The sequence below is a fragment of the Pseudomonas sichuanensis genome (assembly GCF_024749065.1).
Lineage (GTDB): Bacteria > Pseudomonadota > Gammaproteobacteria > Pseudomonadales > Pseudomonadaceae > Aquipseudomonas > Aquipseudomonas sichuanensis.
The window spans coordinates 2,629,603-2,655,916 of sequence record NZ_CP087185.1; the positions used below are offsets into that span (position 1 = coordinate 2,629,603).

Below are 26,314 nucleotides of genomic sequence, written 5' to 3' on the forward strand. Positions count from 1 at the left end.
GCCGGGGCAAGGGCATCACAGCGCCTGTGCCCCAGCCTTGGCCACTTCGGCATCCTGCCCGGACTTGACCCCCGACACGCCGATCGCGCCGACCACCTGGCCCTCCACCCGCAGTGGCACGCCGCCTTCCAGGCTGGTCAGTAGCGGCGCGGTGACGAAGGCGGTGCGCCCGTCGTTGACCATCTGCTCGTAGTCGCGCGACTCCCGGCGGCCCAGCGCCGCGGTGCGAGCTTTCTCCATGGCGATGTAGGCGCTGACCGGGGCGCAGCCGTCCAGGCGCTCCAGGGCCAGCGGGTGGCCGCCGTCGTCGACCACGGCGATGGTCACCGGCCACTGTTGGGTCTGGGCGTGCTGGCGGGCGGCGGCGAGCAGCCGGGCGACGTCCGCCTGGTCGAGTACGGGTTTGCTATGCATGGGGTGCCTCCAGGGCGTCTTCGACAATTTCGATCCAGTGCCGTACCGGTGTGCGACCGGCGCCGTCGAGGTGGAGCTGGCAGCCGATATTGGCGGTGGCGATGATCGCAGGTTTTCCACTTTCCAGGGCCGCCAGGCGGTTGTCACGCAGCTGGCGCGACAGCGCCGGCTGGGTCAGCGAGTAGGTGCCCGCCGAGCCGCAGCACAGGTGGCCGTCGGGCACGCTGGTGAGGTGGAAACCCAGGCGGGTCAGCAGGCTTTCCACGGCACCGCCGAGTTTGAGGGCGTGCTGCAAGGTGCAGGGGCAATGGAAGGCCAGGCGCTGTTCGGTACACAGGCCCAACTGCTCCAGCGGCTCGGCCTGCAGCAGCTGCACCAGGTCGCGGGCCAGGGCGCTGACCCGGGCTGCTTTTGCGGCATAGCGCGCATCGTCCTTGAGCAGGTGGCCATAGTCGCGCACGAAGGCACCGCAGCCGCTGGCGGTTTGCACGATGGCTTCGGCGCCGGCTTCGATGGCCGGCCACCAGGCGTCGATGTTGTGCCGGGCGCGTTGCAGGCCTTGCGCCTGGGCATCCAGGTGATAGTCCACGGCGCCGCAGCAGCCAGCCTCACGGGCCGGCTCGACGCTGATGCCCAGGCGGTCCAGCAGGCGCGCGGCGGCGGCGTTGGTGTTGGGCGACAGTGCTTGCTGCACGCAGCCTTCGAGCAGCAGCACGCGGCGTGGGTGGCGGGGCGCCGGGCGCTGGCCGGCGTGGTGCACCTGGGCAGGCAACTTGGCCTTGAGGCCGTTCGGCAGCAGCGGCCTGAGGGTTTGCCCGACCTTGGCCAGGGCCTTGAACGCGGCCGGGTGCGGCACCACGGCGCGCAAACCTTCGCGCAACAGCCGCTGCCCCAGCGGGCGCGGCACCTGTTGTTCGACCACGGCGCGGCCGATATCGAGCAGGTCGTGATACTTGACCCCGGAAGGGCAGGTGCTCTCGCAATTGCGGCAGCTCAGGCAGCGGTCCAGGTGCAGTTGGGTGCTGGCGGTCACCGGCTCGCCTTCGAGCACCTGCTTGATCAGGTAGATCCGCCCGCGTGGCCCGTCCAGCTCGTCGCCGAGCAATTGATAGGTGGGGCAGGTGGCCGTGCAGAAGCCGCAGTGCACGCAGGACCGCAGGATGCTCTCGGCCTCTTCAGCGCGGGGCAACTGCTTGGCGGCATCGCTCAGGTGGGTTTGCATGGCGTGGCCTCACAGGTCCGGGTACAGGCGGCCAGGGTTGAAGATGCCCTGGGGGTCGAGTTGCCGTTTCAGTGCCTGGTGGTAGCGCATCAGCGCCGCCGGCAACGGCGCGGTGCTGTCATCGCCGGGGGCATAGGCGGTGGCATGGCCGCCGACCTTGGCCACCTGCTCACGGATCACCTGCGCCGGCGCACTGGAGGTGAGCCAGCGCTGCGCGCCGCCCCAGTCGATCAATTGCCGCCCCGGCAGGTCGAGCAGGCCGCAGGTGTTGGGCACCGACAGGCGCCACAGCGGCGCCGGGTCGTCGAAGAACGGCAGGCGCTGTTCGCGCAGGTCGCTCCACAGCCGGTTGTCGACCGCGTCACCGCCCAGCCGCTCACGGGCCGAACGCACCGAGCCTTCGCCACCCTCCAGGCGCAGGTACAGCGCTTCACCGTCATGGCAGGCAGCACTGATCGGCAGCGGCTGCTGGCCCCACTCGGCCAGTGCGGCCAAGGCCTGCCGGCTGTCCATCGGCAAACACAGGCTCAGGCATTGGCGCGGCCGGGGCAGTACCTTCAGCGACACTTCGGTGAGCAGCCCCAGGCAGCCGAAGCTGCCGGCCAGCAAGCGCGACACATCGTAGCCGGCGACGTTCTTCATCACCTCGCCGCCAAAGCGCAGCAGCTTGCCGTGGCCGGTAATCAGCCGCGTGCCAAGCACGTAATCGCGCACCGCCCCGGCCCAGGGCCGCCGTGGCCCGGACAGCCCCGCCGCGACCATGCCGCCGAGCGTGGCCTCAGGGCCCAGGTGCGGCGGCTCGCAGGGCAGCATCTGCCCGGCCTGATCCAGTGCGGCTTCGATTTCGCAGAGCGGCGTGCCGGCGCGGGCACTGAGCACCAGCTCGGTCGGGTCGTAGCTGACGATGCCGTGGTGGCCTCGGGTGTCGACGATTTCCCCGGCCACCGGGCGCCCGAGCATGGCCTTGCTGTTGCCGCCCTGGATACGCAGTGGTGTGCCCAGGCTCAGCGCCTGGTTGACCTGTTCCAGCAGGTCCTGGCTGATGTCGCGGCCCATCAGAAACGCTCCAGGTCAGGGAAGGGCAGTTGGCCGTGGTGCACGTGCAGCGCGCCGAATTCGGCGCAGCGCTGCAGGGTGGGGATGTTCTTGCCGGGGTTGAGCAGGCCTTGCGGGTCGAAGGCGGCTTTCACCCCATGGAACAAGGTGATTTCGTCGCTGTTGAACTGGGCGCACATCTGGTTGATCTTCTCGCGGCCTACCCCGTGCTCGCCGGTGATGCTGCCGCCCACCGCCACGCACAGTTCGAGGATCTTGCCGCCGATGGCCTCGGCCCGCTCCAGCTCGCCGGGCAGGTTGGCGTCGAACAGGATCAGCGGGTGCATGTTGCCGTCGCCGGCGTGGAACACGTTGGCCACCCGCAGGCCGTACTGCGCCGACAACTCGCTGATGCCCTTGAGCACCCGGGGCAGCTCGCGGCGGGGGATGGTGCCGTCCATGCAGTAGTAGTCCGGCGAAATGCGCCCCACCGCCGGGAAGGCATTCTTGCGCCCGGCCCAGAAGCGCACCCGCTCAGCTTCGTCGCAGGCCAGGCGCACTTCACGGGCGCCGGCCGTGCGCAGCAAGGCATCGACCCGCGCGCAATCGTCCTGCACGTCGGCCTCTACGCCGTCGAGTTCGCACAGCAGGATGGCTGCCGCGTCCACCGGGTAGCCGGCGTGGATGAAGTCCTCGGCGGCGCGGATTGCCAGGTTGTCCATCATCTCGAGGCCGCCGGGGATGATGCCGGCGGCGATGATGTCGGCCACCGCGCGGCCGGCGTCCTCGACCGAGTCGAAGCTGGCCAGCAGCACCCGCGCCACCTGGGGCTTGGGCAGCAGCTTGACGGTCACCTCGGTGACGATGCCGAGCATGCCCTCGGAGCCGGTGAACAGCGCCAGCAGGTCGAAACCCGGGCTGTCGAGGGCATCGCTGCCCAGTACCAGGCGCTCGCCCTCGACCGTGAGAATGTCCACCTTGAGCAGGTTGTGCACGGTCAGGCCGTACTTGAGGCAGTGCACGCCACCGGCGTTTTCGGCGACGTTGCCGCCGATGGTGCAGGCAATCTGCGAGGACGGGTCGGGCGCGTAGTACAGCCCGAAGGGCGCCGCCGCCTGCGAGATCGCCAGGTTGCGCACCCCGGGCTGGACCCGGGCGAAGCGCCCTTGCGGGTTGACTTCAAGGATGCGGTTGAAACGCGCCATCACCAGCAGGATGCCCTGGCTCAACGGCAGCGCACCGCCGGACAGCCCGGTGCCGGCGCCGCGCGCCACTACCGGCACGCCACGCTGGTGGCACAGTTGCAGCAGGGCTTGCACCTGCTCCAGGCGCTCGGGCAGCACCACCAGCAGTGGCACCGTGCGGTAGGCCGACAGGCCGTCGCATTCGTAGGGCTTGAGGTCTTCGCTGCGGTGCAGGACCTCAAGGTCGGGCAGGGCGTCGCGCAGGGCTTGTAGCAGCGCGGCTTTGTCCACGGCCGGCAGCGGGCCATCGATGCGCTCGTCGTAAAGGATGTTCATGCGGCTCACTCGGCGGGTTCTTGTTGTTGTCCGGCACGTTTGGGATCAAGCAGCAAGCGTAGCGGCTGATGGGGGCGAAATTCGAAGAAATCACGCAAATCCCAGGCGTTCAGCTATACCAGACACAGTTCGATGCGGCGCAAGTACGCGCCTGGCAATGATTTATCGACACCACAAGGAGCAAGACCATGACTGAACAAGCCCTGATCGAAAGCGTGAACGTCGAAACCCTCACCAGCCTGCTGCAGGACGCCGGCCTGCGCGTAAACCGCAGCGAGCAGAACGGGCTGGTGCAACTGCTCAGTGCCAGCCAGGGGATCGGCTTTGCCTTGCGCCTGGGCAACCCAGGGGCGATCGAAGGGCAGTTCCTCGACTTCACCTTCAGCTGTGCTTTGCGCATCCAGGGTGAACTGCCCGAGGGTGTTGTGGAGCACTGGAGCACGTCACGGCGTTTCGCCCGCCTGTATCGGCAGGGCGAGTTCCTGGTGATGGAGCTTGATGTGCTGGTCAGCGACGGGGTCACTGCCAGGCACTTGCTCAACCACCTGCAGTTGTGGGATCGCCTGTTGCAGGAATTCATTACTTACCTGCGCGATTTCAGCCGCCATGCCGCGCAAGCCGAGCAGGTAGAAAACCAGAGCGCCTAGTGAAACGGCGCAATCCCTGACGGGCAACTGCGCGTTGAGAGGCGGCTCTCAACGCGTAGTTGCTGCTTGCTTCAGCGCCCCAACGGCAGCGCCACACCGATCAGTGCGAACAACCCGCCGCAGCACCTGTTGAAGCCCTTGCCGCCCTTGCTCAGCCACGGCCGGATGCGATAAGCCAGCCGCGCCAGCAGGTATTCGACCACAAACTCGACACTGGCGAAGGTCGCCGCCATCACCACGAACTGCAGCGCCAGGCCGCGTTGCGGGTCGATGAACTGCGGCAGGAAGGCGCCATAGAACAGCAGCACCTTGGGGTTGGCCATGGCCGACAGGAAGCCCTGGCGGAACAACCCGGCATTGCCCAGTCGGGCGCTGCCCGCGTTGAGCTCCAGGTGCAGCGCCGGGGTGCGCCACAGTTGGATGCCCAGCCACACCAGGTAGGCGCCGCCGACCCATTTGAGCACCGTCAGCACCTGGGCCGAGGCCTGCAGCAGGGCGCTCAGGCCGAACATGGCCAGGGCGATCAGGGCACTGAAGCCGAACACCCCGCCGACGATGGTGAACAGTGTGCGCCGCGCGCCATATAACGCGCCGTGGGTCAGCGCCAGCAGGCTGTTGGGGCCTGGGGTCAGCGACAGGCCGATGCTGGCGAGCAGGTAGATGAGCCAGGTGTCGAGTGCCATGGGGTATGCCTTGTGGGTTTGCAGGGCGCCAGTGTAGGGCTGGGCGGGTGGCGTTTAGGGGTATGATCCGGACATCTGACGGTAATATCTGGACATTCTGCATGACCCCTGACTTGCGCCTGCTGATCCTGCCTGTGCCGGAGTTCGCCTTGCTGCCGTTTGGCGCCTTTCTCGACAAGCTGCGCTTCTCCGCCGACGACGAGGACTACAGCCGCCAGCGCTATTGCAGCTGGACCGTGCTGGGGCTGGACGCGGCACCCGTGGCATCCAGCAGTGGTGCGGTGGTGCAGGTCGAAGCCAGTGCCGAACAGGTGGTTTGGCGCGATTACGACTATCTGGTGCTGTTTGGCGGGCGCAGTGCGGGGGCCACGGTTGCGCTTGCCCCGCGTTACCGGGCCCTGTTGAAACAGGCGGTGAAGGCCGGGGTGAAGCTGGTGGGCGTCGACAATGGGGTGTTTCTGCTGGCCGCCTGCGGTGTGCTGGACGGGCACAAGGTGGTGGTGCACTGGCGCCACGAGGCCGAGTTTCGTGCTGCGTTCCCCAGGGTGCAGGTACTGACCGAGCAGCTGTATTGCATGGACGGCAGCCGTATCACCTGCGCGGGAGGGACTTCAGCCATTGACCTGGCAGTGGAGCTGATCGCCCGCGCCAGTGGCCGGGCCCGGGCGCTCAAGGGCCTGGCCGACATGCTGGTGGATGAGAGTCGCGACAGCCGTCATGCCCTGCGCTCGCTGGAAGCAGGGCTGGGGCACGGTCGCCAGGTGCAGCGGGCCACTGCGTTGATGCGCCATCACCTGGCATCGGGGCTTTCGATCGAGCAACTGGCGGCGCAGCTGGGCATCAGCCGGCGCCAGCTCGACCGCCAGTTCCAGGCCAGCCAAGGCATGAGTGCCAAGGCCTGGTGGCTGGAATTGCGGCTGCAGCAGGCGCGCTGGCGGTTGGTCAACGGCAGCCACAGCCTGGCGCAGATTGCCGAGGAGGTGGGGCTGGGGGATGGGAGTTACCTGGGCAAGTGGGTGAGGCGGCGCTTTGGTTGTACGGCGTCGGCATTGCGCAGCAGTCGCGCGTCGGATTAGCCACTGATTAATCAAGGCATGCACCAAGGCAGGCACCGGTACTTGCACAGGAATAATTGGCCCGAAACAAACTGTGGGAGCGGGTTTACCCGCGAAGCGCCGCGCGGGCGGCGCTCGATCTCATAGGCGCTGCAAAAACACCGGCAGGCACCTGGCGGCCTTCACTCAGTCTCCCGCCATGCACCTGGCGGCCATTACCGAATCCTGATTACTCAGGGCCACGGTGTGGTGCCCAAGGGCCTGTCTTGAAACCGCATGTGGGCCACCAGGTGTAGGGCGACAGATCTTCAGCGCTCTCAAGATCGAGCGCCGCCCGCGCGGCGCTTCGCGGGTAAACCCGCTCCCACAGTTTGTTTCGGGCCAATTATGCCTGTGAGGCCATGGTTGCCCGCCTTGGTGCATGGCGTGAGACATGTATGTGGCAGCGGTTTGACTGTACGAACAGGCTAACGCGCACCACCCGCCCCGCGCTCGCGCAATGCCTTGGCCACTTGCGCCTCGATGGCGTAGGCCGGCCCCTCCAGGTCATCGTAATTGCGGGTATAGCGCCGGGCGAATTCCTCCACCCCCAGCTCCTGGTACTGCTGCACGTGCTTGAGCTCGTGGGCCCACAGCGCCACGTTGTCCTCGGCATCGGCTGCGTTGCGGAAGATCACCGTGTCGATCAGGGTCACGGCGTTCACATCGGGGTTCTGCAGCATGGCGTTGGCGGCGCTGACCTGCTGCTCATCGCCTACCCGATAGCGCACCGTATCGAGCACGGCGAAGTCGTACCAGGTTTCGAGCTGGGCACGGATATGCAGCGGGATCGGCTGGGTGCCTTTGTTGGTGGCGTCATCGCGGGCCTGGCGCAGGGCAAACACCAGGCTGGCGGTGGCCATGCGCTCGACATCCTGCAGCACCTGCCCGCCCTGGTTGGGGTCGAGCGGGGCGCAGAAGCACACCACCAGGCACACCTGGTATTGCCCTGTGGGGCAGCTTTGCTGGGCGGCGGCGGGGAGTGCAAGCAGCAGGCCGAGCAGGGTGCTAGCAAACTTCATCGAACACCTTGCCGACCAGCGCGCGACTGGCCTCCAGCACCTGTGCCTGCACCTGTTCGCTGGCGAGCATGCGCCCGACCACCAGCGCCCCGACGCACTGGCTGAGCAGTGCCCAGGCCAGTTGCGGGTCCTTAAGGGTGTCGCTCCAGGCCTGGTGCAGTTCCACCAGCCAGTGCTCGGCCTCCTCGCGCACCGGGCGTTCGGCACGGGCGATCTCCACGCCCAGTGGCGGCAGTGGGCAGCCACCTTCGGCGTTGTGCAGGTGGGCGAGGGTCAGGTACTGCTCGAGCAGGCGCTTGAGCCGGGCGCGGTCGGGGCTGCGGTTGGCCTGGCGCGCCAGGGGGCTGTTGCACAGCTCGCGGCGGACCACCTCGGTGAACAGGTCGTCCTTGGACGGGAAATGGTTGTAGAACGCGCCGCCGGTCAGGCCGATGGCCTTCATCAACCCGGCCACGCCGGTGCTGGCGAAGCCGCCGCGCTTGGCCAGCGCGCCGCTGCTGGCCAGCAGTTTCTCGCGAGTCTGTTGCTTGTGTTCGGTGGAGTAGCGCATGCACAGGACCTCGTTGCGCTGGCTTGACGATGGCGTGATCGTAGCATAGCGTTCGTTTACTAAACGATCATTCATCAATGGAGAGGTCCATGGCAGAACAACAAAAGGTCGTGCTGGTGATCGGTGCGGGGGATGCCACCGGCGGCGAAATTGCCAAGCGCTTCGCCCGTGAGGGCTACACCGCCTGCGTGACCCGGCGCCAGGCCGAGAAGCTGCAGCCGTTGCTGGACGAGATCCGCGCCGCAGGCGGGCAGGCCCATGGCTTTGGCTCAGATGCGCGCAAGGAAGAAGAAGTGGCCGAATTGATCGAGACCATCGAGCGCGATATCGGCCCGATCGAGGCGTTTGTCTTCAATATCGGCGCCAATGTGCCTTGCAGCATCCTCGATGAGACACCGCGCAAGTACTTCAAGATCTGGGAGATGGCCTGCTTCGCCGGCTTCCTTACCGCGCAAGCGGTGGCACGGCGCATGGTCCAGCGTGAGCGGGGCACCATCCTGTTTACCGGTGCCACTGCCGGCACCCGTGGCGCCGCCGGCTTCGCGGCCTTCGCCGGGGCCAAGCATGGCCTGCGCGCCCTGGCCCAGAGCATGGCGCGGGAGCTAGGGCCACGGAACATCCATGTTGCCCATGTAGTAGTCGATGGTGCCATCGACACGGCCTTCATCCGCGACAGCTTCCCTGAACGTTATGCGCTGAAGGACCAGGACGGCATCCTCGACCCTGCGCATATCGCCGACAGCTACTGGTTCCTGCACGCCCAGCCGCGTGATGCCTGGACCTTCGAGCTGGACCTGCGGCCGTGGATCGAGCGCTGGTAACCCCTCCCTGAAGAAAGGACTGCCGTATGAGCAAGACCGTTGAGTTCTATTTCGACCTGGGCAGCCCGGCCAGTTACCTGGCCTGGACCCAGCTCCCCGCACTGTGCGCGCGTTACGATGCGCAGCTGCTGTACCGGCCAATGCTGCTGGGCGGGGTGTTCCAGGCCACCGGCAACGCTTCGCCGGCGATGGTGCCGGCCAAAGGGCGCTACATGTTCATCGACCTCAAGCGTTTTGCCGACCGCTATGGCGTGCCGTTTGGGCTGCCGCCGGGGTTTCCGGCCAACACCTTGAACCTGATGCGTGGGGTCATTGGCACGCAATTGCGGGCGCCGGAACGTTTCGAGGCGTTGTTGAAGGTGTTGTTCGAGGGAATGTGGAGGCAGCAGCGCAACCTGTCGGATGCGGCAGTGCTCGAAGCAACGCTGAAGGAAGGGGGGTTCGATCCCGAGGTGCTGTTGGGGCTGGCTGTGCAGGACGAGGTCAAGCAAGCGTTGAAAGACGCCACCGGGCAAGCCGTGGCACGCGGTGTGTTTGGCGCGCCGACCTGTTTTGTCGGGGAGCAGATGTTCTTTGGCCAGGACCGTCTGGACTTTGTCGAGGAGGCCTTGGCGCGTTAGGCCAGCAGCTGTTCGATGCGCTGGCGTTCCCATAGGCTCAGGTGGTCGACGGGGTTGGTGCCGTAACGGTGCCAATCCTCGAGCGCGCCCTGGCGCCCGTCGGGGCTTGCGCACTGGCTGCAATGGGCCAGGCCTTCGTCGTCCAGGGCCAGGCTCAAACGCCAGCCCTCGATGCACACGGCCACCTCCGCGTCGCGGGCGATGATCTCCAGCGGCGCAACGCCGAGGGCGGCGTCGCGCAGGCACTGGTAGGCTTCACGGCTGCTGACCAGGGGCATCGCGTAATCAGAAGTTCGCCGGGGTGTTGGCGCTGATGATCTCGGCCTCGTCCGGGCCGATATTCTTGAAACTGTGGGCGAGGGTGGTGGGGATGTAGTAGCCGTCGCCCGCGTTGAGGATGCTCACCTGGCCGTCGACCCACAGTTCCATGGTGCCGCGGGTGACCAGGCCGCACTCTTCGCCTTCGGCATGCACGATCGGCTCGCCGGAGTCGGCACCGGGGGCATACAGCTCGCGCAGCATGCGCATCTGCCGGCCTTCGACGCTGGCGCCGACCAGCAGCATGCGCAGGCCGTTACGGCCCAGGTCGGGCTGTTCGCCGCCGCGGAACACGAAGCGTTCTTCGCGCACCGGCTCGTCGAAACTGAAAAATTCCGCCAGGGACATCGGGATGCCTTCGAGCAGTTTTTTCAGGGAACTGACCGAGGGGCTGACGCGGTTCTGTTCGATCTGCGAGATCGTCGAGTTGGTCAGGCCGCTGCGACGGGCCAGTTCCCGTTGCGAGAGGTTGTTGCGTTCACGCACCAGTTTGAGTCGTGTCCCCGTGTCCATAGCCGCCTTGTTTGCAGAGGTGTAAAAAATAATGGGCGACGCATTAAAACACACTCTGCCTGCTTGCGCGCTGTGCGTGTCAGTGGCGATTGTCGGCTGGTGTGGGCCATAGCCCGACCAGCAACAACAAGGCGGCCACGGCCAGGAACGGCAAGCGCGGATCGACGGCATACACCAACGTGCCGGCCAAGGGCCCGATCACCGCGCCCATGCCCTGGGCGGCGCCGACGGAGCCGGCGGTAGCACCCTGTTCCGAGGCGTGCATGGCATTGGCCGCCATGGCCGAGAAGGCCGGGAATACGAAGCCCATGCCGAATGCGGAAATGAAGAACGCCGCCCACAGCCAGGGCGCACTGGCGGCAAAGGATGCGGCGGCAAAGCCCAGCGCGGAAACGCTGGCACCCACGCGGATCATCTTCAGCGGTGGCCATTCGAGCTGACGCAGCAGCACCTGCGCCAGCATCAGTGCAACGCCCACGCTGGTCAGCGCCACACCGGCCGCCTGGGCGGCCTCGCTTGCGGCCAGTTGCAGGCGGTCGAGGGCGAAGAAGCCAACGGTGATCTGCGACACGGTCACGCTGAGCATGGCGCTGAAGGCCACCAGCAGCGGCCGGCGCAGGCGTGAGTCGGACAGCCGCACCGGGCTTGGCGCATGGCGCTGGGGCAGCGGCTGTGGCTTGAGCTTGAACAGCAGCACCACGAACGCCGTGGCCGGCAGCACCGACAGCACGTAGAACGGCAGGCTCAGGCTGTAGCGCGAAAGCAGTGCCGCCAAGGCCGGGCCGAGCACCAGGCCGACGGCGTTGGCGGCACCCAGCGAGGCCATGGCCCGGGCCCTGCGCTGCGGTTCGACATGGTCGGCGATCAGGGCATTGCCGGCCACTGGCAGCGCCGCGTAGAAGGCGCCGATCAGGCCACGGGTCAGCATCAGGCCGATGAACGCCAGGGTGGCTCCGGGCAACCAGCGCAGGGCGCCGTCGATGAACAGGCACAGCAGCCAGTAGGCCAGGGTGAACCCGGCGCTGCCCAACAGCAGCACCCGGCGCCGGCCGAGGCGATCGGCGGCGCGGCCCCAGGGCCGGGCCAGCAGCACCCAGACCACGCCGGCCACGGTGACCGCCGCACCGGCCTGCCAGGTGGCCATGCCCAGCAGGCGTGCGATCGGGCCGATCAGGGCAACGAAGGCCATCATCGACAGGGTGCAGGCCATGTTGACCAGCAGCAGCGGGCGCAGGTCGAGCGTGCTGGCCGGGGTGAGGGTGGCAGGGTCCTTTGCGAGGTTCATGGGCAGTCCGTGGCAGTTCGGCAGAATAAGCACCGATGTTAGTAATAATTATTTACATCTGTCGATCCCGCGCGGCCGCCGGTGTTCATTCACCTCGGCGCAACGGGCCGGGCCACATGCTACGCAACACGCCGTCGCGGCGCACCAGGGCATGCATCAGAGCCGCGCCCAGGTGCACCAGCACGGTGACGAACAACAGGTAGCCGGCCCAACCGTGGGCCTGGCGCAGCACCGCGTACAGTTGCAGGTCGTGGGGGGCGATGGCTGGTAACTGCAGCGGGCGTGGATAGCCGCCCGCCGAAAGCATCGCCCAGCCCAGCAGCGGCATGGCCAGCATCAGGGCGTACAACAGCAGGTGCGAGGCGCCGGCGGCCAGGCGTTGAATGGCGGGCAGGTCGCGCGGCAGCGGCGGGTGCGGCAGGCTCAGGCGCAGGCAGATACGCAGTAGCACCAGCACCAGCAGGGCCAGGCCGGTGGCCTTGTGCAGTTCGACCATCACTGGATGGTGGGTGGACAGGTTGCTGACCATGCTCACGCCGATGAACAACATGGCCAGGATCAGCACCGCCATCAGCCAGTGCACCAGGCGGGCCAGGGGGTGGAAAGCGGCGGGGGTCATGGGTGGGCTCCTTCGCTCAGGGCTTCATGGCTGCGGCGGTTGAACGACACTGAGTAGGCCGCCGAGCGGGCGGCGAGGATCGGGTCGTCGGACGCTTCGATGCCGTGGGGCAGGATCAATGGGTCGAAGTTGAGGTCGCGGCAGGCACCCTGTTCGGGGCCGTCCACCCGCTCCAGCACCAGGGTGCCGGCGTCGATGCTGCTGCGCTCGCTGGGCCAGGGGCGGGCCGGGTCGTCCACCGGGTCGTCAGGCTCGGCCAGGGTCAGGCGCAGGGTCCAGCGCAACGGGCCTTGTGCCAGGCGCTGGGCGAGGTCGTGCTGGAGGAACTGCTTGTCATCGACCTGGGCGGGCAAGGCGGCGAACGGCGTCTGTGGCTCCAGCGTCCAGCGCACCGGGTGTTTGTTGCCGCGGGCGTCGATCAGGCGGAAGGCATTGATGCTGTTGTAGGCGGTACTGGCAAAGCTGTCGCTGGGTTTGTAGGCCGCCGCCCATTGGCGGAATGCTGCGCTTTCCGGGTGGGCGGCAAAGAACGCCTGGAGCCTGGCCGGGTCGGGCTTGCCGGTGGCAGGAACCGGGGTGCTGGCCAGCACCTGGTCATAGAAGGCTTCGGGCGTGCTGACTGCCAGCACCGGCGGGTTGTTCATGCCAGTACGCCAGACCTGGCCGTCATCGCTGCTGAGCTCGATGGCCAGGCTGCGCACCGGCACCGCGGTGTCCGGGGCGAACGGGTTGGCGCCGCCGATGGCGAAGCGGCCGATCACCGGCACCTTCTGCTGGCTGAACACCCGGGCCGTGGAAAACGGCGCGGCCTGGCCGCTGCTTTGGAAGTAACCGCTGACGCACAGGCCCTTGGCGTGGTTTTTTCCGGTAGCCGGGGTGATGGCCGGCCTGGGCTTCAAAGGTGTCGATGATGCGCTGGGGCGTGAGCCTGGCGGCGCCGATCCAGCCAGCGGCATAGGCGAAGCCCGCGCCGAGGGCGGCGAGGGTGACGCCGATGGCGGCCAGGCGCAGGGCTTTGGCGGGGCCGTGCAAGGGGGTGTTCATGGGGCGATCCGGTGGCGGTGAATGAGCCGGTACGACGGATGGCCCACTCTTTTATTCCAGATCAGGGAATAGATTTTCGCTTGCGCCGTCTGCCACTTACACTGACTGCCCATTGGGGCCTGGAACCCGACCATGCACGACCTGGACGACCATCAATGGCGCGAGCTGCTGCAACGCCTGCGCCGCTTCGCCCTGTGGCTGACCCGCGAAGCCAGCAGCGCCGACGACCTGGTCCAGGCCACGGTTGAACGCGCCCTCAGCCGGCGTGGCCAGCAGCGCGAGATGGACAGCCTGCGGCCCTGGCTGTTCACCATCCTTTACCGGTTGTTTCTCGACGGCAAACGCCGCGAACGCCTGCATGCGCGCTGGCTGGCCTGGTTCGGCCGCAGCCAGGCCGAGGAGTCGCTGGGCGGTGATACCGAGAGCATCGTGCTGGCCCAGGCCGACCTGCAGGCGTTCGCGCGGCTGTCGGCCGAGCAGCGGGCGCTGCTGTTGCTGGTCAGCGTCGAGGGTTTGAGCTACAAGGAGGCCGCCGAAACCCTGGGTATCCCCATCGGCACGGTGATGTCGCGCCTGTCGCGCGCCCGCGCCGCCTTGCGTGAACTGACCGAGGGCAACCCGGCGCCAACGTCCCTGCGGAGACTCAAATGACCCGTCTGATCCCCACCGAGCATGAACTTCATGCCTACATTGACGAACGCCTGACGCCTGAGCGCCGGGCGGAAGTGGCGGCCTGGCTGGCAGCCAACCCGCAGGAGGCAGCGCGGATCGAGGCTTGGCGCAACGATGCTCGGCGGCTGCGGGCGGCTCTGGCGGGGTTTGCCGAGCGCCCTGTGGACCCTGAACTGGATCTTGCCCCGCTGCGCCGTCGCCTGCGTCAGCGTCGGCAGCGGCGGCTGGCCTCGGCGGCGGTTTTGGTGCTGGCGGTGGGATTGGGTGGGCTCGGGGGCTGGAAGGCGCGGGAGGCGACCTTGGTAGTCGCTGGATTGCCCATGGCCGATGCGGTGCAGGCGCACCGGATGTTTGCCGAGGCGTCCACGCTGGATATTCAGGCGAGTGATCCGGGGCGGCTGCAGGCTTGGCTGGGGCGGCATTTCAATCGGGTGGGGCAGTTGCCTGATCTGAGTGGGTACGGCTTTCAGCCGGTGGGGGCGCGGCTGTTGAGCAACGAGGTGGGGCCGGCGGCGCTGCTGGTGTTCGAGGATGGCCAGGGGCAGCGGATCAGTCTGTTCTTGCGCTCGCCTGGTGAGCGGTTCGAGCGGATGCCCAGTGGGCAGCGTACCGATGGGGGGCTGGAGGCGCGGTACTGGTCCCATGGGGACTACAATTTTGCGTTGGTCAGTGCGGTGGATGATAGTCGGGGGGAGGCTTTGCGGCGGGCTTTGAATCTAAGTTTGTAAGTTAGTTGTTAGTTGTTAGTTGTTAGTTGTTGGGTGTTGGTTTTGAGTTTTATATGCGCATTCATTTTTGATGTCGACGCGTAGTCACCTTTCCGCCCTTACGGCGGGTTACTTTTTTTCTTGGAAAAAAGTAACCAAAAACCGCTCGCTCCATTCATACGGCCCTCCGCTGCGCTGCGGGTCCCTTCGCTCCGGCGTCCTCCGGGCCCGCGCGGCCTCCGACTTGCTGCGCAAGTCTACATCTCGCGCCTTCGGCTGCGCCGAAGGGTGCTGCGCACCAGGGCCCTCCAGACGCCTGCGCTCAGCCTCCTGAAGTCGCGAAGTTAGGGGCGGCGCCTGGGCTGGCGTTAGCTGTCGCTAGTTGGATTGGTTGGGAACTCAGGATTGCAATCGCAGGCAAGCCAGCTCCCACAGGTTAGAGCGAAACTTTCAGACTTGCGCTACACCTGTGGGAGCCGGCTTGCCGGCGATAAGGCCCGAATAAACATTACATAAACAACTGCCAAACCTAGATCGCCGTATCACTGCTCTTGATCTGCTCTTGATCTGCTCTTGATCTGCTCTTGATCTGCTCTTGATCTGCTCTTGATCTGCTCTTGATCTTGCTTCTAAGCGCGCAATAGTCCAGGCAACACAAATTGCGACTTCAGGAGGCCGAGTGGAGGTGACTGTAGGGCCCTGGTGCGCAGCACCCTTCGGCGTAAGCCGAAGGCGCGAGATGTAGACTTGCGCAGCAAGTCGTAGGCCGCGCGGGCCCGTAAGGCACCGGAGCGAGGGGACCCCGAAGCGAAGCGTAGGGGCCGTATGATGGGAGCGAGCGGCTTTGCCTACTTTGGCCAAGACCAAAGTAGGCCGCCGTAAGGGCGGAAAGGTGACTAAAAGTCGCCATCGCCGCTGAATGCGCATACATCTATCAAAACAAGCACTCTGAAAGCCGAAGCCGAAGCCGAAGCCGAAGCCGAAGCCGAAGCCGAAGCCGAAGCCGAAGCCGAAGCCGAAGCTAAAATCAATGCCCCCCAGCCCCCTTACTCAAATCACTCTCCGCCCATTCGGTATAAACACAGGCATCCGCCACCGCCCACCGCACCTTGACCTTATCCCCCGCCCGCATCGGCATCCCCGCCGCCGACAGCGCCTTGACCGTCATCTCCGTGCCCCCCTGGGTCACCACATGGCAGGTCTGGCTTTCACCCAGGAACAGCACCTCACCCACCGTGGCACCCACCTCGTTCCACCCCGCCGGCAACGGCTCGCGCGCCGCCTGCTCGACAGTCAAAGCCAGGGCCTTCTCCGGCCGCACCATGATCAGCGCATCCTGCTCGGCGGCCAGCCCCGGGGTCAGGCGAATCGCCAGCTGCTGTCCCTCGAAAGCCCCAGCCCCATGGCTGCTGGCCTTGATCCGCAGGAAGTTGGAATTGCCCAGGAACGAAGCGACAAACGCGTTCGGTGGGTTCTGATACAGGTCATACCCAGTGCCCAGCCCGACGATCTTGCCGTGGCTGAAGATGGCGATGCGCTGGGACAGGCGCATCGCCTCTTCCTGGTCGTGGGTCACGTAGACGATGGTGATCCCCAGCCGACGGTGCAACTGACGCAGCTCGTCCTGCAGGTCTTCACGCAGTTTCTTGTCCAGTGCGCCGAGCGGTTCGTCCATCAGCAGGATGCGCGGCTCGTACACCAGCGCCCGGGCGATCGCCACCCGCTGCTGCTGCCCGCCGGACATCTGCGAGGGCTTGCGATGGGCGAACTTCTCCAGTTGTACCAGCTTGAGCATGGCGTCCACGCGCTTGTTGGTCTCGGCCGCGCCGAGCTTGCGGATGGCCAGGGGGAAGGCAATGTTGTCGCGCACGTTCAGGTGCGGGAACAACGAGTAGCGCTGGAACACCATGCCGATGTCACGCTTGTGCGGCGGCACGTTGACCAGCGACTGGCCGTCCACCAGGATCTCGCCGCTGCTGGGGGTCTCGAACCCGGCCAGCATCGACAGGGTGGTGGACTTGCCCGAGCCGCTGGAGCCGAGGAAGGTGAGGAACTCGCCGTCCTGGATCTCCAGGTCAAGGTTGTCCACGGCGGTGAAGTCGCCGTAATGCTTGTTCAAGCCGCGCAGGCTGACCAGGGTCTTGTTCGGCGCGTCGTCTTTGATCACTGCACTCATTGTTGTTTTCTCCGGGCGCTCAGGCGTTGTTTTCGGTGCGCCGGCGCAAGGCGGCGGCAATGACCATGACCAGCAGCGACAGGCCGATCAGCAGCGTCGAGGCGACGGCGATCACCGGGCTGAGGTCCTGGCGCAGGGTGGTCCACATTTTTACCGGCAGGGTCTGCAGGTCGGGGCTGGCCATCATCACGCTCAGCACCACCTCGTCCCACGACACCAGGAAGGCGAACAGGCCGCCGGCGATCATCCCCGGGCGGATCGCCGGGAAGGTCACCTTGACGATCGCCTGCAGGCGCGAGGCGCCGCAGATCACCGCGGCATCCTCGATCGACTGGTCGAACAGCTTCAGCGAGTTGATGATCGAGATGATGGTGAAGGGCAGGGCGACGATCACGTGGCTGACCACGAAGGCGAACAGCGTGCCGGTGTAGCCCAGCTTGAGAAACAGCGCGTACACCGCCACGGCGATGATCACCAGCGGTACGATCATCGGCATGGTGAACAGGCCGTACAGCAGCTCACGGCCCGGGAAGCGGCCGCGCACCAGGGCGAACGCGGTGGGCAGGCCGAGGGCCACGGCGGCGAAGGTGGTCAGTACGGCGACCTTGAGGCTGGCCAGCGCGGCGTCCATCCACTCGGGGTTGGAGAAGAACTGCACGTACCATTTCACGGTCCAGCCCGGCGGCGGGAACACCAGCCATTGGGACGAGCCGAACGACAGCAGGATGATGAACACCACCGGCAGCAGCAGGAACGCGGCGATGACCCCGGTGGTCAGGTACAGGCCCGTGCGCAACGGGCGGCTCATGGCATTGGGTGACAGCAGCATGGCGGATTACCTCGCGTTACCGACCGGGGATTCCGGCTGCAGTTTCAGGTACAGGTAGAAGAGCACTAGGGTGATCAGCACCAACAGGGCTGCAGCGGCACTGGCCAGGCCCCAGTTCAGGAACGATTGCACCTGCTGGATGATGAACTCGGGCAGCATCATGTTCTGCGCGCCGCCCAGCAGGGCCGGCGTCACGTAGTAACCGAGGGACATGACGAACACCATCAGCGCGCCGGAGAACAGCCCCGAGCGGCACAGCGGCAGGAACACCTTCCAGAAGTTGGTCCAGGGGCTGGCGCCGCAGATGGAACCGGCCTGCAGCACCATCGGGTCGATGGCGTGCATGGTCGCCTGCAGCGGCAGCACGATGAACGGGATCATGATGTAGCTCATGCCGATCACCACGCCGGTGAGGTTGTGCACCATCTCCAGCGGCGCATCAATGATGCCCAGCGCCATCAACACCTTGTTGATCACCCCCGAACTCTGCAGCAGCACCAGCCAGGAGTAGGTGCGCGCCAGCAGGCTGGTCCACATCGACAGCAGCACGATGTTCAGCAGCCAGCGGCCCCAGCCCTTGGGCACCAGGGTGATCGCCCAGGCCAGCGGGAAACCCAGCAGCACGCTGATCAGGGTCACCAGGCCCGCTACCGAGAAGGTGTTGAACAGCACCCGGGCGTAGGCCGAGTTGGCGAACAACTGCTCGTAGTTGCCCAGCCCCGGCACCGGCTCCAGTACACCGCGCAGCAACAGGCCGATCAGCGGGGCGAAGAAGAACAGGCCAAGAAACAGCAGGGCCGGCAGCAGGTTGCGGCTGCCGCGCCAGCGTTGGCTCAGGGGCGGGCGGCGGTCGTCCGCCCGTGGCGCGCCGGTGCCGCTGGGGGCACCTTGCGCGTTGTGCAGGGCATTGATGGCGACTTTCATTTGACCAGCCACTCATTCCAGCGGGCCGCGATGGCCTGGCCGTTCTTGGCCCAGTAGGCGAAGTCCAGGGTCACCTGGTCCTGGGCGTAGGCGGTCGGCAGGTTCTTGGCGAGGTCTTTGTCGAGCTTGGCAACGCTGTCGACGTTCACCGGTGCATAGGCAGTCTTGTTGGCGAACTCGGCCTGGCCTTCGGCACTGCTGGCGTTGGCCAGGAACTTCATGGCCGCGTCCTTGTTCTTGGCGCCTTTGGGGATGACCAGGAAATCGGCCATGACCAGGTTTTGCTTCCAGCTCACGCCGACCGGCGCGCCGTCCTGCTGCAGGGCATACACGCGGCCGTTCCAGAACTGCCCGAGCGAAGCTTCACCCGAGGCCAGCAGTTGCTGAGACTGGGCGCCGCCGCCCCACCAGACGATGTCCTGCTTGATGGTGTCGAGCTTCTTGAAGGCGCGGTCCAGGTCCAGCGGGTAGAGCTTGTCGGGAGCTACGCCATCGGCCAGCAGGGCCAGTTCGAGCACGCCGGGGCTGGGCCATTTGTACAGGGCGCGTTTACCGGGGTAGGTCTTGGTGTCGAACAGGGCCGACCAGTCCACCGGCTTGTTGGCGCCGAGCTTGCCCTCGTTGTAGCCGAGCACGAAGGAGAAGAAGAACGAGCCGACGCCATGGTCGGAGACGAAGCGCGGGTCAATCTTGTCGCGCTTGATCTGGTTGAAATCGAGGGGTTCGAGCAGGCCTTCGCTGGCGGCGCGCAGGGCAAAGTCGGCTTCGACGTCGACCACGTCCCACTGCACGTTGCCGCTTTCGACCATGGCCTTGAGCTTGCCGTAGTCGGTGGGGCCGTCCTGCACGACCTTGATCCCGGACGCTTTGCTGAAAGGTTCGGCCCATGCCGCTTTCTGCGCATCCTGGGTGGTGCCGCCCCAGCTGACGAAGTTCAGGCTGTCGGCCGCCTGGGTGGCCTGGCAGGCCAGGGTCAGCAGGCTGGCGGACAGCACTGCGGTTACTCGTTTGCTCAACAGCATGGTTACGCCCTCGTTGCTTTTGTTATTCGAGGCGGGGCCGGTGGTGCGCCCGCCAATAGTGTTCGGGGAGCTGCTTTCACTGTGTGTCGCGTGGCCGTCTTGTGATTGTAGGTACGGCCGAAGAATTCAAGGTCTACGGGATATCATATTATGGTATTCCAAACTTTTCGCAAGAGGGATGGGCGACCGGCCATCACTCAATCGCATTCCTGAACGAAAAACCCGTGGGAGCGGGCTTGCCCCGCGATTGCGCCGGCCCAGGCGGCATCCTCATGACGCCGGGCGCAATCGCGGGGCAAGCCCGCTCCCACGGGTTGGTTCATTGCGAGGGCGTGCTTCAGCCAACCATCCCAGGCTCGAACGGAATGCTCTGCACCACCTCCAGCTCATACCCCGCCAACCCCGCATACTTCAGCGGCGGCCCCAGGTGGCGCAGCTTGCCCACGCCCAGGTCCTGCAGGATCTGCGCACCGGTACCGACTTCCGAATACACCTTCGACTGGCCGCGCTGGTAGGGGCGCAGCGGCTGCGTCAGCTGCGGTACACGCTCCAGCAGCGCCTGGGAAGACTCATGGTTGGCGAGAATCACCACCACCCCGGCGCCTTCCGCGGCTACCTTCTGCAGCGCCGCCCACAGGGTCCAGTTGGCGGGCCCTGCATACTCGGCGCCGACCAGGTCACGCAGCGGGTCGATCACGTGTACGCGCACCAGCGTCGGCTGCTCGCGGCGGATGTCACCCATGACCATGGCCATGTGCACACCGCCCTCGATACGGTCTTCATAGGTGACCAGGCGGAATGTGCCGTGCACGGTGGGCAGTTCGCGCTCACCGATGCGCTTGATGGTCTGCTCGGTGCTCAGGCGGTAGTGGATCAGGTCGGCGATGGTGCCGATCTTGATCCCGTGCCGGGCGGCGAACACTTCCAGGTCCGGGCGCCGGGCCATGGTGCCGTCGTCGTTGAGCACTTCGACGATCACCGAGGCCGGGGTGAAGCCGGCCAGGCGGGCCAGGTCGCAGCCGGCCTCGGTATGGCCGGCGCGGGTCAGCACGCCGCCTTCACGGGCACGCAGGGGGAAGATGTGGCCGGGTTGTACCAGGTCTTCCGGGCGGGCATCGGCGGCCATGGCGGCGGCCACGGTACGGGCCCGGTCGGCGGCGGAGATGCCGGTGGTGACGCCGCTGGCGGCCTCGATCGACACGGTGAAAGCGGTGCTGAACACGCTGCCGTTGGCCGGCACCATCTGCTCGAGGCCCAGGCGCTGGCAGTGTTCGTCGGTGAGGGTCAGGCAGATCAGGCCACGGGCCTCGCGGGCCATGAAGTTGATGGCCTGGGCGTCGCAACGCTCGGCGGCTATCAGCAGGTCGCCCTCGTTTTCGCGGTCTTCGTCATCCACCAGCAGGACCATCTTGCCCTGCCGGTAGTCCTCGAGGAGTTCTTCGATGCTGTTGAATGCCATGTTGCACGCTCACGGTGATGGGGTGATTATTATGGTATACCATCATACATAAATATCCCTGAAGCAGGAGTACGACGGATGAAGGCCTACTGGATCGCCCATGTGGACGTCAGCGACCCCGAGCAGTACCAGCAGTACACCCAGCGCGCCCCGGCGGCGTTCGTTGCCTTCGGTGGGCGCTTTCTTGCCCGGGGCGGGCGCAGCGAGGCGATGGAGGGGCGGCCCACTCCCCAGCGTAGCGTGGTGATCGAGTTCGATTCGTATGAGCAGGCGCTGGCGTGCTATCGCTCGGACCTGTATCAGGAGGCTTGCCGCCACCGCCAGGGGGTGGCGAAGGCGGAGGTGATCATTGTCGAGGGGGTTGAGCCCTGAGTGGGTATCTGTTTGGTTGGGGCTGCTTTGCAGCCCTTTCGCGGCACAAGGCCGCTCCTACAGGAGTCCGCGATCCTCTGTAGGAGCGGCCTTGTGCCGCGAAGGGCCCCATTCACACGTCTTCTTTCGCCTGCCCGCGGGTACGCAGCAGCGACAGCAGCACCCCACCCAGCAACAGCCCGAACGTCACCCCCAGCGACACCCCCGCCGGCACCTTGCCCACCAGCCCGTGCCAGAAGATCTTGCAGCCGATGAAGATCAGCACCATCGCCAGTGCGTACTTGAGGTAGACGAAGCGGTGCATCAACGCCGCCAGGGCAAAGTACAGCGAGCGCAGGCCGAGGATGGCGAAGATGTTCGAGGTGTAGACGATGAACGGGTCCTGGGTGATGGCGAAGATCGCCGGCACGCTGTCGACGGCAAACACCAGGTCGGCCAGCTCGATCAAAACCAGGGCGAGGAACAGCGGTGTGGCGTAGCGCAGGGCCTGTTGCTCCCCGGGCGGGGTGAGCCGCACGAAGAAGCGCGGGCCGTGGATCTGCTCGGTAACCCGCATGTGCCGGCGCACGAAGCGCAGCACCGGGTTGTTGGCCAGGTCAGGGTGGCTGTCGTCCTTCGACAGCGCCATCTTCACCCCGGTGAACAGCAGGAAGGCGCCGAAGATGTACAGCACCCAGGCAAAGTGCTGCACCAGTGCCGCGCCCACGCCGATCATGATCGCCCGCAACACCACCACCCCGAGGATGCCCCAGAACAGCACGCGGTGCTGGTAGCGGCGGGGGATGGCGAAGAAGCTGAAGATCATCGCCATGACGAACACGTTGTCCATCGACAGCGATTGCTCCACCAGGAACCCGGTGTAGAACTCCAGCGCCGACTGCGCGCCCAGCTCGTGCCAGACCCACACGCCAAACAGCACGCCGACACTGAAGTAGCCGGAATACAGCAGCAGGCTTTCGCGCATTTCGATCTCGCGTTCCTGGCGGTGCAGCACACCCAGGTCAAGCACGAGCAAGGCGATGACGATTGCGATGAACACCAGCCACAACCAGGTGCTGGTACCGAGGAATGGGTTAACGAGAAATGCATGCAGAGCTGTCATGAGCCCCTCCTTGATTGTCGATGTTGCCAGGCAACAGTGATTCCGACATGGCGGCGCAAACCGTCAGAGGGGCCCGGCATCACATGGCCTTGAGGCTAGCCCTGAATGCCGGGGATGCCGATGGCAGGGCTGTTACATTTCTTTTCCGACGGGGCATTTATTACGAATCATTAGCAATTGTAAAAAATTCGTAAAAACCCTAGGATGCGCCGCAGCCGTCGCAGAACGGGCGCGCCACATAGCGTTGCGCATGTACAAGCATAAAAAATGTCAGTGATTAGCCCCTTACGTACCGAGCTTCACAACACACTAGGGGTCGACAAGCGTGCAACAGCAGCACTCTCTGAACACGGTTCAAGGGGCAGGGAACGCCACCACCGTCCGCCAGCGCCATCCACTGGCCCTGGCCATTCTCGCCGCCACCCTCGCCACGCCGGTCGGCATGGCCTGGGCCGAGCAGGCCGGCGGCACGGGCCCCCTGGAGCTGGGCGCCACCTCCATCACCGACTCGTCGTTGGGTGAAACCACCGAAGGCAGCGGCTCCTACACCACTGGCGCCACCCGCACCGCCACGCGCATGGCGCTGTCGCCGCGCGAGACGCCGCAGTCGGTGAGCGTGATCACCCGCCAGCAGATGGATGACCAGAACCTCACCAGTATCAGCGATGTGCTGGGCAAGACCCCGGGCGTCACCGTCAACAAGCTCGACAGCAACCGCGCCAGCTTCAAGGCCCGTGGCTTCGACATCGACAACTTCCAGGTCGATGGCATCCCGGCGGCATTCCGTTTCGGCAACGGCATCGACCAGACCGACATGGTCATCTACGACCGGGTAGAGGTGCTGCGTGGCGCCACGGGCCTGCTCAGTGGCTTCGGCAGCCCCTCGGCGACCGTCAACCTGGTGCGCAAGCGGCCTACTCGCGAGCTGTCGGGCTATGTGTCGCTGGGTGCCGGCAGTTGGGACACCTACCGCGGTGAATTCGACATCGGTGGCGCGCTGACCCCCGAAGGCAATGTGCGTGGGCGCTTCGTCACGGCCTATGAAGACGGCCAGTCGTTCATGGACAACCTGTCCGAGAAGAAACAGGTGATGTACGGCATCGTCGAAACCGACCTGAGCGAAGATACCCTGCTCAGCGTTGGCCTGAGCCGTCAGACCAACCGCCCGGAGGGTTCCTCCTGGGGGCCATCGACGCCCCTGCTGGACAACAAGGGCAATGCCTTCGGCATGTCGCGCTCGTTCAACCCGGGGGCCAAGTGGAGCGCCTGGGACAACACCGCCGACAACCTGTTCGTCACCCTTGAGCAGCGCCTGGCCAACGATTGGACCCTCAAGGCCTCGGCCACCCGCAGCGAGACCGATTCACCAATCACCCTGGGCTCTGCTGCCAGTGGTTATCCGGATTCGGCCACCGGTGCCGGCATGGGCGTGTGGCTGGGGCGCTACCGCTACCAGACCGACCAGAACGCTTACGACCTGTATGCCAGCGGGCCGTTCCAGATGCTCGGCCGTGAGCACGAGCTGGTGGCCGGGATCTCCCACCGCGACACCCGGGCCCATGAAGAGAGCTGGCCGTTCCTGTTCGGCAGCGCCAACATCTACCAATGGAACGGCGACTACCCCGAACAGGATTGGGGCCGCCCGTTGTCGAAGGTCGACACCCGTCTGCGCGAAGATGCCGCCTACCTGACCGGTCGCTTCAAACCCACCGACCGGCTCTCGATCATCCTCGGCGGGCGCCTGTCCAACTGGCAGCTCGACAGCACCCGTCTGGACACCACCAGCGGCGAGCGCAGCAAGACCCAGGACCTGGAAGAGAACGGCGTGGTGGTGCCCTATGCCGGCCTGGTCTACGACCTGGACGACACCTGGTCGGTGTACGGCAGCTACACCAGCATCTTCAAACCGCACGAAAGCGAGCAGGACGCCAGCGGCAAGATGATCGAGCCGGAGGAGGGCGATGCCTACGAGCTGGGCCTGAAGGGCGAGTTCTTCGATGGCCGCCTGAACGCCAGCCTTGCCGTGTTCGAAGTGCAGAAGGACAACCTGGCGGAGCTCGACCGTACTGACCCGACCACCAACCGCGGCATCTACCGCTCGATCCAGGGCGCCAAGACCCGAGGCTTCGAGCTTGAGCTGGCGGGTGAGTTGACGCCGAACTGGCAGGTGCAAGGCGGTTTCACCCACCGCATCACCCGCGATGGCGAGCACGACAAGATCTCCACCATCGAACCGGAGAACCTGCTGCGCCTGTCCACCAGCTACCGCCTGCCCGGGGTATGGAACAAGCTGACCGTGGGTGGCTCGGCCAACTGGCAGAGCAAGGTGTGGAAGGACCTCGACAGCCCGGTGGCGGCTGACCAGACCATTCGCTACACCCAGTCGGACTACCTGATTCTCGACGCCATGGCCCGCTACCAGGTGACCGAGCAGCTGTCGGTGACCCTCAACGGCAACAACCTCACCGACAAGAAGTACTTCAACAACCTGGGCTTCTATAACGGCGGCTTCTACGGTGATCCGCGCAACTTCATGCTGACCACTCGCTACGCCTTCTGAGCCTGAGCTCGCCTGTTGCGCACGTACCGGGATTGCCCCTTGCGTGCGCAGTCAATTACCGATGCTTGACGGCATACGTCTGGCGCACATCGCTGGCCCAGCCGTCGAGCACGGCCTTGACGTTGTCGGCGGTCATCTGCTGGCGGTCGTTTTCCAGCGGCACGCCAGTACCGGTGAGTACCGCCGCGCCGATCAGCCTGCCGCTGGTGCCCGCCTCGAAACGCAGCTCGCTGGCAATTTCACTGTCCAGGTCTCGCCAGCCTGCTGCGCTGCTCACCCCGGCCGCAACCAGGGTGACCGGCAGCCATTCATAGAAGCGCAAACCTTGGGTATGGGCGTCGACTCGGCTGATGACCGGCCTGATCACCAGGGTGTTCGGCCCTGGGCGCTCGACCACGGTCATGACCTTGCCCAGCTCGTTGCGCAGCGCCGCGTCGTAGTAGCCGGTGATGCTGGCCAGCGTGCTCTGTGGGATGCGAGCGGTCGGCGTGGGCGCAGGGTAGAGCTGGCTTGGTGCGAGGTACACCTGGATATAGCGGCCGCGCGGCAGTTTAGGGTCGACCCAGGTCAGGGCGGTGCCGCCCGAAGGCGTCGGGTGTGGGCTGAGCACGCTGTAGTCCGGCAGGTAGCCGGCAGGCGGCGGCGTCTTGCTGCTGCACGCAGACACGCCCAATACGCAGGTCAGCAGCACGGCACGGGCAGGCATGCGCTTCATGGCTGGCCCCCGGCTGCGACGGCCGCCGGGTCCTGTGGCGAATGCTCGATGTGCAGTTGCCCCTTGGCCATCATCCAGTGGATGAGTTCGTTCGCCGTCACCGTATGGCTGTATTCCACCCATTCGCCGTGCGCCGGGCTGTAATGTTCGAAGTAGCGCCGCAGGACGATCTGGCCATTGTGCTCGCCCAGTTCAAGGCTCGCCTGCTGGATGGTCAGGGCTGCGCCGTCGCCACGGGTGCTGGTGCGCTGGTTGAGGATCAGGGCAGGGCCCTCGGTGCTGGTGCTGCGGTGCGAGACGTTCATCGGTGCCCCCTGTGATCGAAGGCCTGCAGGGTGCCCCAGGTTGTTTGCCGGCGAATGTCGGCGT

At 65.7% G+C, this 26,314-nt stretch carries 27 protein-coding genes and 1 pseudogene; 8 read left to right on the forward strand and 20 right to left on the reverse strand.

Annotation, left to right across the window (positions count from 1 at the left end; translation table 11 throughout):
• Window positions 1-15: 15 nt before the first annotated feature.
• Genes LOY51_RS12005 through glcD form a run of 4 tightly spaced genes read right to left on the reverse strand, consistent with a single transcriptional unit; the run spans window position 16 to window position 4,191 of the window.
• Window positions 16-414: a heme-binding protein gene (locus LOY51_RS12005; RefSeq protein ID WP_125858417.1), complete on the reverse strand. Its 399-nt coding sequence runs from the start codon at window positions 412-414 to the stop codon at window positions 16-18.
• Window positions 407-1,636, reverse strand: a complete 1,230-nt coding sequence (glcF, locus tag LOY51_RS12010) for a glycolate oxidase subunit GlcF (protein WP_125858418.1) — start codon at window positions 1,634-1,636, stop codon at window positions 407-409. The genes LOY51_RS12005 and glcF overlap by 8 nt, the downstream gene beginning before the upstream one ends.
• Before the next feature lie 9 nt (window positions 1,637-1,645).
• Window positions 1,646-2,692, reverse strand: a complete 1,047-nt coding sequence (gene glcE / locus LOY51_RS12015; protein WP_258646349.1) for a glycolate oxidase subunit GlcE — start codon at window positions 2,690-2,692, stop codon at window positions 1,646-1,648.
• Window positions 2,692-4,191 (reverse strand): glycolate oxidase subunit GlcD, encoded by a 1,500-nt coding sequence (glcD, locus tag LOY51_RS12020; protein ID WP_125858420.1) that lies wholly within the window; start codon window positions 4,189-4,191, stop codon window positions 2,692-2,694. Before glcD ends, glcE begins: the two co-directional genes overlap by 1 nt.
• A gap of 188 nt (window positions 4,192-4,379) precedes the next feature.
• Here glcD and LOY51_RS12025 point away from each other — a divergent pair, with 188 nt between their 5' ends.
• The gene (locus tag LOY51_RS12025; RefSeq protein ID WP_258646352.1) at window positions 4,380-4,838 is read left to right on the forward strand and encodes a YbjN domain-containing protein; all 459 of its coding nucleotides are present in this window, start codon (window positions 4,380-4,382) and stop codon (window positions 4,836-4,838) included.
• 71 nt (window positions 4,839-4,909) lie between these two features.
• Here LOY51_RS12025 and LOY51_RS12030 read toward each other — a convergent pair whose 3' ends face one another.
• On the reverse strand, window positions 4,910-5,521 hold the full coding sequence (locus LOY51_RS12030) for a LysE family translocator (RefSeq protein WP_125463830.1): 612 nt from the start codon (window positions 5,519-5,521) through the stop codon (window positions 4,910-4,912).
• A 101-nt stretch (window positions 5,522-5,622) separates the two neighbouring features.
• Between LOY51_RS12030 and LOY51_RS12035 the strand changes: the two genes are divergently transcribed.
• A complete protein-coding gene (locus tag LOY51_RS12035; RefSeq protein ID WP_258646353.1) occupies window positions 5,623-6,597 on the forward strand; it encodes a GlxA family transcriptional regulator in 975 nt (324 codons plus the stop codon).
• 446 nt (window positions 6,598-7,043) lie between these two features.
• Here LOY51_RS12035 and LOY51_RS12040 read toward each other — a convergent pair whose 3' ends face one another.
• Window positions 7,044-7,637: an eCIS core domain-containing protein gene (locus tag LOY51_RS12040; RefSeq protein ID WP_258646354.1), complete on the reverse strand. Its 594-nt coding sequence runs from the start codon at window positions 7,635-7,637 to the stop codon at window positions 7,044-7,046.
• Window positions 7,624-8,187 (reverse strand): TetR/AcrR family transcriptional regulator, encoded by a 564-nt coding sequence (locus LOY51_RS12045; RefSeq protein ID WP_258646355.1) that lies wholly within the window; start codon window positions 8,185-8,187, stop codon window positions 7,624-7,626. Before LOY51_RS12045 ends, LOY51_RS12040 begins: the two co-directional genes overlap by 14 nt.
• Before the next feature lie 89 nt (window positions 8,188-8,276).
• On the opposite strand from LOY51_RS12045, the gene LOY51_RS12050 reads away from it, so the two are divergent.
• Complete coding sequence (locus LOY51_RS12050) at window positions 8,277-9,008, forward strand: SDR family oxidoreductase (RefSeq protein ID WP_125463834.1); 732 nt, start codon at window positions 8,277-8,279, stop codon at window positions 9,006-9,008.
• 26 nt (window positions 9,009-9,034) lie between these two features.
• Window positions 9,035-9,628, forward strand: coding sequence for a 2-hydroxychromene-2-carboxylate isomerase (locus LOY51_RS12055; protein WP_125858425.1), 594 nt, complete (start codon window positions 9,035-9,037; stop codon window positions 9,626-9,628).
• On the opposite strand, the gene LOY51_RS12060 is transcribed toward LOY51_RS12055, so the two are convergent.
• From LOY51_RS12060 to LOY51_RS12080, 5 genes and pseudogenes are all read right to left on the reverse strand, one after another.
• Window positions 9,625-9,906 carry a DUF7693 family protein gene (locus LOY51_RS12060; RefSeq protein ID WP_125858426.1) on the reverse strand — a complete coding sequence of 94 codons (282 nt, stop codon included), beginning with the start codon at window positions 9,904-9,906 and terminating at the stop codon, window positions 9,625-9,627. The two genes, LOY51_RS12055 and LOY51_RS12060, sit on opposite strands and share 4 nt — an antisense overlap.
• A gap of 7 nt (window positions 9,907-9,913) precedes the next feature.
• Window positions 9,914-10,459: a cupin domain-containing protein gene (locus LOY51_RS12065; RefSeq protein WP_110995475.1), complete on the reverse strand. Its 546-nt coding sequence runs from the start codon at window positions 10,457-10,459 to the stop codon at window positions 9,914-9,916.
• A 79-nt stretch (window positions 10,460-10,538) separates the two neighbouring features.
• Window positions 10,539-11,744: an MFS transporter gene (locus tag LOY51_RS12070; protein ID WP_258646356.1), complete on the reverse strand. Its 1,206-nt coding sequence runs from the start codon at window positions 11,742-11,744 to the stop codon at window positions 10,539-10,541.
• A gap of 85 nt (window positions 11,745-11,829) precedes the next feature.
• The gene (locus LOY51_RS12075) at window positions 11,830-12,363 is read right to left on the reverse strand and encodes a cytochrome b (RefSeq protein ID WP_125858428.1); all 534 of its coding nucleotides are present in this window, start codon (window positions 12,361-12,363) and stop codon (window positions 11,830-11,832) included.
• Window positions 12,360-13,407 (reverse strand): annotated as a pseudogene (locus LOY51_RS12080) (catalase family peroxidase). The gene LOY51_RS12075 and the pseudogene LOY51_RS12080 overlap by 4 nt, the downstream one beginning before the upstream one ends.
• Window positions 13,408-13,539: 132 nt before the next feature.
• Between LOY51_RS12080 and LOY51_RS12085 the strand changes: the two are divergent.
• Together LOY51_RS12085 and LOY51_RS12090 are read left to right on the forward strand one after the other, a co-directional pair.
• Window positions 13,540-14,058: a sigma-70 family RNA polymerase sigma factor gene (locus tag LOY51_RS12085; protein WP_125858430.1), complete on the forward strand. Its 519-nt coding sequence runs from the start codon at window positions 13,540-13,542 to the stop codon at window positions 14,056-14,058.
• Window positions 14,055-14,807 carry an anti-sigma factor family protein gene (locus tag LOY51_RS12090; protein ID WP_125463841.1) on the forward strand — a complete coding sequence of 251 codons (753 nt, stop codon included), beginning with the start codon at window positions 14,055-14,057 and terminating at the stop codon, window positions 14,805-14,807. The genes LOY51_RS12085 and LOY51_RS12090 overlap by 4 nt, the downstream gene beginning before the upstream one ends.
• Before the next feature lie 1,006 nt (window positions 14,808-15,813).
• Here the strand turns inward: LOY51_RS12090 and LOY51_RS12095 are convergent.
• From LOY51_RS12095 to ribBA, 5 genes are all read right to left on the reverse strand, one after another.
• A complete protein-coding gene (locus LOY51_RS12095; RefSeq protein WP_258646359.1) occupies window positions 15,814-16,962 on the reverse strand; it encodes an ABC transporter ATP-binding protein in 1,149 nt (382 codons plus the stop codon).
• Window positions 16,963-16,981: 19 nt separating this feature from the next.
• Window positions 16,982-17,791, reverse strand: a complete 810-nt coding sequence (locus LOY51_RS12100) for an ABC transporter permease (protein ID WP_110996573.1) — start codon at window positions 17,789-17,791, stop codon at window positions 16,982-16,984.
• 6 nt (window positions 17,792-17,797) lie between these two features.
• Entirely contained in the window at window positions 17,798-18,715 is a 918-nt protein-coding gene (locus LOY51_RS12105; protein ID WP_125463844.1) for an ABC transporter permease, read from the reverse strand.
• Window positions 18,712-19,737 (reverse strand): ABC transporter substrate-binding protein, encoded by a 1,026-nt coding sequence (locus LOY51_RS12110; protein WP_125858432.1) that lies wholly within the window; start codon window positions 19,735-19,737, stop codon window positions 18,712-18,714. Before LOY51_RS12110 ends, LOY51_RS12105 begins: the two co-directional genes overlap by 4 nt.
• Before the next feature lie 337 nt (window positions 19,738-20,074).
• Window positions 20,075-21,196, reverse strand: a complete 1,122-nt coding sequence (gene ribBA, locus LOY51_RS12115; RefSeq protein WP_125463846.1) for a bifunctional 3,4-dihydroxy-2-butanone-4-phosphate synthase/GTP cyclohydrolase II — start codon at window positions 21,194-21,196, stop codon at window positions 20,075-20,077.
• 78 nt (window positions 21,197-21,274) lie between these two features.
• Between ribBA and LOY51_RS12120 the strand changes: the two genes are divergently transcribed.
• On the forward strand, window positions 21,275-21,568 hold the full coding sequence (locus tag LOY51_RS12120) for a DUF1330 domain-containing protein (RefSeq protein WP_125858433.1): 294 nt from the start codon (window positions 21,275-21,277) through the stop codon (window positions 21,566-21,568).
• Between the two features lie 112 nt (window positions 21,569-21,680).
• Here LOY51_RS12120 and LOY51_RS12125 read toward each other — a convergent pair whose 3' ends face one another.
• The gene (locus LOY51_RS12125; protein WP_125858434.1) at window positions 21,681-22,670 is read right to left on the reverse strand and encodes a TerC family protein; all 990 of its coding nucleotides are present in this window, start codon (window positions 22,668-22,670) and stop codon (window positions 21,681-21,683) included.
• Between the two features lie 325 nt (window positions 22,671-22,995).
• On the opposite strand from LOY51_RS12125, the gene LOY51_RS12130 reads away from it, so the two are divergent.
• Window positions 22,996-25,230, forward strand: a complete 2,235-nt coding sequence (locus LOY51_RS12130) for a TonB-dependent siderophore receptor (protein ID WP_258646365.1) — start codon at window positions 22,996-22,998, stop codon at window positions 25,228-25,230.
• A gap of 55 nt (window positions 25,231-25,285) precedes the next feature.
• Here the strand turns inward: LOY51_RS12130 and LOY51_RS12135 are convergent, their stop codons facing one another.
• A complete protein-coding gene (locus tag LOY51_RS12135; protein WP_258646368.1) occupies window positions 25,286-25,945 on the reverse strand; it encodes a DUF3313 domain-containing protein in 660 nt (219 codons plus the stop codon).
• Window positions 25,942-26,250 (reverse strand): hypothetical protein, encoded by a 309-nt coding sequence (locus LOY51_RS12140; protein WP_125858436.1) that lies wholly within the window; start codon window positions 26,248-26,250, stop codon window positions 25,942-25,944. Before LOY51_RS12140 ends, LOY51_RS12135 begins: the two co-directional genes overlap by 4 nt.
• Between the last annotated feature and the right edge of the window lie 64 nt (window positions 26,251-26,314).

Excerpts from the sequence above, each read along its gene's own strand:
- LOY51_RS12005 (WP_125858417.1), bottom strand. The coding sequence starts at position 414 with ATGCATAGCAAACCCGTACTCGACCAGGCGGACGTCGCCCGGCTGCTC.
- glcF (WP_125858418.1), bottom strand. The coding sequence starts at position 1,636 with ATGCAAACCCACCTGAGCGATGCCGCCAAGCAGTTGCCCCGCGCTGAA.
- glcE (WP_258646349.1), bottom strand. The coding sequence starts at position 2,692 with ATGGGCCGCGACATCAGCCAGGACCTGCTGGAACAGGTCAACCAGGCG.
- glcD (WP_125858420.1), bottom strand. The coding sequence starts at position 4,191 with ATGAACATCCTTTACGACGAGCGCATCGATGGCCCGCTGCCGGCCGTG.
- LOY51_RS12025 (WP_258646352.1), top strand. The coding sequence starts at position 4,380 with ATGACTGAACAAGCCCTGATCGAAAGCGTGAACGTCGAAACCCTCACC.
- LOY51_RS12030 (WP_125463830.1), bottom strand. The coding sequence starts at position 5,521 with ATGGCACTCGACACCTGGCTCATCTACCTGCTCGCCAGCATCGGCCTG.
- LOY51_RS12035 (WP_258646353.1), top strand. The coding sequence starts at position 5,623 with ATGACCCCTGACTTGCGCCTGCTGATCCTGCCTGTGCCGGAGTTCGCC.
- LOY51_RS12040 (WP_258646354.1), bottom strand. The coding sequence starts at position 7,637 with ATGAAGTTTGCTAGCACCCTGCTCGGCCTGCTGCTTGCACTCCCCGCC.
- LOY51_RS12045 (WP_258646355.1), bottom strand. The coding sequence starts at position 8,187 with ATGCGCTACTCCACCGAACACAAGCAACAGACTCGCGAGAAACTGCTG.
- LOY51_RS12050 (WP_125463834.1), top strand. The coding sequence starts at position 8,277 with ATGGCAGAACAACAAAAGGTCGTGCTGGTGATCGGTGCGGGGGATGCC.
- LOY51_RS12055 (WP_125858425.1), top strand. The coding sequence starts at position 9,035 with ATGAGCAAGACCGTTGAGTTCTATTTCGACCTGGGCAGCCCGGCCAGT.
- LOY51_RS12060 (WP_125858426.1), bottom strand. The coding sequence starts at position 9,906 with ATGCCCCTGGTCAGCAGCCGTGAAGCCTACCAGTGCCTGCGCGACGCC.
- LOY51_RS12065 (WP_110995475.1), bottom strand. The coding sequence starts at position 10,459 with ATGGACACGGGGACACGACTCAAACTGGTGCGTGAACGCAACAACCTC.
- LOY51_RS12070 (WP_258646356.1), bottom strand. The coding sequence starts at position 11,744 with ATGAACCTCGCAAAGGACCCTGCCACCCTCACCCCGGCCAGCACGCTC.
- LOY51_RS12075 (WP_125858428.1), bottom strand. The coding sequence starts at position 12,363 with ATGACCCCCGCCGCTTTCCACCCCCTGGCCCGCCTGGTGCACTGGCTG.
- LOY51_RS12085 (WP_125858430.1), top strand. The coding sequence starts at position 13,540 with ATGCACGACCTGGACGACCATCAATGGCGCGAGCTGCTGCAACGCCTG.
- LOY51_RS12090 (WP_125463841.1), top strand. The coding sequence starts at position 14,055 with ATGACCCGTCTGATCCCCACCGAGCATGAACTTCATGCCTACATTGAC.
- LOY51_RS12095 (WP_258646359.1), bottom strand. The coding sequence starts at position 16,962 with ATGAGTGCAGTGATCAAAGACGACGCGCCGAACAAGACCCTGGTCAGC.
- LOY51_RS12100 (WP_110996573.1), bottom strand. The coding sequence starts at position 17,791 with ATGCTGCTGTCACCCAATGCCATGAGCCGCCCGTTGCGCACGGGCCTG.
- LOY51_RS12105 (WP_125463844.1), bottom strand. The coding sequence starts at position 18,715 with ATGAAAGTCGCCATCAATGCCCTGCACAACGCGCAAGGTGCCCCCAGC.
- LOY51_RS12110 (WP_125858432.1), bottom strand. The coding sequence starts at position 19,737 with ATGCTGTTGAGCAAACGAGTAACCGCAGTGCTGTCCGCCAGCCTGCTG.
- ribBA (WP_125463846.1), bottom strand. The coding sequence starts at position 21,196 with ATGGCATTCAACAGCATCGAAGAACTCCTCGAGGACTACCGGCAGGGC.
- LOY51_RS12120 (WP_125858433.1), top strand. The coding sequence starts at position 21,275 with ATGAAGGCCTACTGGATCGCCCATGTGGACGTCAGCGACCCCGAGCAG.
- LOY51_RS12125 (WP_125858434.1), bottom strand. The coding sequence starts at position 22,670 with ATGACAGCTCTGCATGCATTTCTCGTTAACCCATTCCTCGGTACCAGC.
- LOY51_RS12135 (WP_258646368.1), bottom strand. The coding sequence starts at position 25,945 with ATGAAGCGCATGCCTGCCCGTGCCGTGCTGCTGACCTGCGTATTGGGC.
- LOY51_RS12140 (WP_125858436.1), bottom strand. The coding sequence starts at position 26,250 with ATGAACGTCTCGCACCGCAGCACCAGCACCGAGGGCCCTGCCCTGATC.